The 2,447-nt window shown below is 51.9% G+C and carries 1 rRNA gene; it reads right to left on the bottom strand.

The window, feature by feature from the left end:
* Positions 1-88 precede the first annotated feature (88 nt).
* Positions 89-2,447, bottom strand: a 23S ribosomal RNA gene (locus AACY07_RS24210); the annotation flags it as partial.

The raw sequence follows: 2,447 nt of genomic DNA, 5'->3' as shown, positions 1-2,447 counted from the left end.
TGGTGTTTTGTGAGTCGCAAACTTTCGGTTTGTATCGTCTTCACACACCGCAATCTGGTCTCTTCGACGCAAATTGCTTGGGTGTTATATGGTCAAGCCTCACGGGCAATTAGTATTGGTTAGCTCAACGCCTCACAGCGCTTACACACCCAACCTATCAACGTCGTAGTCTTCGACGGCCCTTTAGGGAACTCAAGGTTCCAGTGAGATCTCATCTTGAGGCAAGTTTCCCGCTTAGATGCTTTCAGCGGTTATCTTTCCCGAACATAGCTACCCGGCAATGCCACTGGCGTGACAACCGGAACACCAGAGGTTCGTCCACTCCGGTCCTCTCGTACTAGGAGCAGCCCCTCTCAAATCTCAAACGTCCACGGCAGATAGGGACCGAACTGTCTCACGACGTTCTAAACCCAGCTCGCGTACCACTTTAAATGGCGAACAGCCATACCCTTGGGACCGGCTTCAGCCCCAGGATGTGATGAGCCGACATCGAGGTGCCAAACACCGCCGTCGATATGAACTCTTGGGCGGTATCAGCCTGTTATCCCCGGAGTACCTTTTATCCGTTGAGCGATGGCCCTTCCATACAGAACCACCGGATCACTAAGACCTACTTTCGTACCTGCTCGACGTGTCTGTCTCGCAGTCAAGCGCGCTTTTGCCTTTATACTCTACGACCGATTTCCGACCGGTCTGAGCGCACCTTCGTACTCCTCCGTTACTCTTTAGGAGGAGACCGCCCCAGTCAAACTACCCACCATACACTGTCCTCGATCCGGATAACGGACCTGAGTTAGAACCTCAAAGTTGCCAGGGTGGTATTTCAAGGTTGGCTCCATGCAGACTGGCGTCCACACTTCAAAGCCTCCCACCTATCCTACACAAGCAAATTCAAAGTCCAGTGCAAAGCTATAGTAAAGGTTCACGGGGTCTTTCCGTCTAGCCGCGGATACACTGCATCTTCACAGCGATTTCAATTTCACTGAGTCTCGGGTGGAGACAGCGCCGCCATCGTTACGCCATTCGTGCAGGTCGGAACTTACCCGACAAGGAATTTCGCTACCTTAGGACCGTTATAGTTACGGCCGCCGTTTACCGGGGCTTCGATCAAGAGCTTCGCGTTAGCTAACCCCATCAATTAACCTTCCGGCACCGGGCAGGCGTCACACCCTATACGTCCACTTTCGTGTTTGCAGAGTGCTGTGTTTTTAATAAACAGTCGCAGCGGCCTGGTATCTTCGACCGGCATGGGCTTACGCAGTAAATGCTTCACCCTCACCGGCGCACCTTCTCCCGAAGTTACGGTGCCATTTTGCCTAGTTCCTTCACCCGAGTTCTCTCAAGCGCCTTGGTATTCTCTACCCAACCACCTGTGTCGGTTTGGGGTACGGTTCCTGGTTACCTGAAGCTTAGAAGCTTTTCTTGGAAGCATGGCATCAACCACTTCGTTGTCTAAAAGACAACTCGTCATCAGCTCTCGGCCTTAGAATCCCGGATTTACCTAAGATTCCAGCCTACCACCTTAAACTTGGACAACCAACGCCAAGCTGGCCTAGCCTTCTCCGTCCCTCCATCGCAATAACCAGAAGTACAGGAATATTAACCTGTTTTCCATCGACTACGCTTTTCAGCCTCGCCTTAGGGACCGACTAACCCTGCGTCGATTAACGTTGCGCAGGAAACCTTGGTCTTTCGGCGTGGGTGTTTTTCACACCCATTATCGTTACTCATGTCAGCATTCGCACTTCTGATACCTCCAGCAAGCTTCTCAACTCACCTTCACAGGCTTACAGAACGCTCCTCTACCGCATCACCTAAGTGATACCCGTAGCTTCGGTGTATGGTTTGAGCCCCGTTAAATCTTCCGCGCAGGCCGACTCGACTAGTGAGCTATTACGCTTTCTTTAAAGGGTGGCTGCTTCTAAGCCAACCTCCTAGCTGTCTAAGCCTTCCCACATCGTTTCCCACTTAACCATAACTTTGGGACCTTAGCTGACGGTCTGGGTTGTTTCCCTTTTCACGACGGACGTTAGCACCCGCCGTGTGTCTCCCATGCTCGGCACTTGTAGGTATTCGGAGTTTGCATCGGTTTGGTAAGCCGGGATGGCCCCCTAGCCGAAACAGTGCTCTACCCCCTACAGTGATACATGAGGCGCTACCTAAATAGCTTTCGAGGAGAACCAGCTATCTCCGAGCTTGATTAGCCTTTCACTCCGATCCACAGGTCATCCGCTAACTTTTCAACGGTAGTCGGTTCGGTCCTCCAGTTAGTGTTACCCAACCTTCAACCTGCCCATGGATAGATCGCCCGGTTTCGGGTCTATTCCCAGCGACTAGACGCCCTATTAAGACTCGCTTTCGCTACGCCTCCCCTATTCGGTTAAGCTTGCCACTGAAAATAAGTCGCTGACCCATTATACAAAAGGTACGCAGTCACCCAACAAAGT

Origin of the sequence: Pseudomonas sp. RL_5y_Pfl2_69 (assembly GCF_963970465.1) — a bacterium.
In the GTDB taxonomy this organism is placed as follows: Bacteria; Pseudomonadota; Gammaproteobacteria; order Pseudomonadales; family Pseudomonadaceae; genus Aquipseudomonas.
Note: the sequence above shows the minus strand (reverse complement) of the source record. Positions and strands in the feature narration are given on the sequence as shown.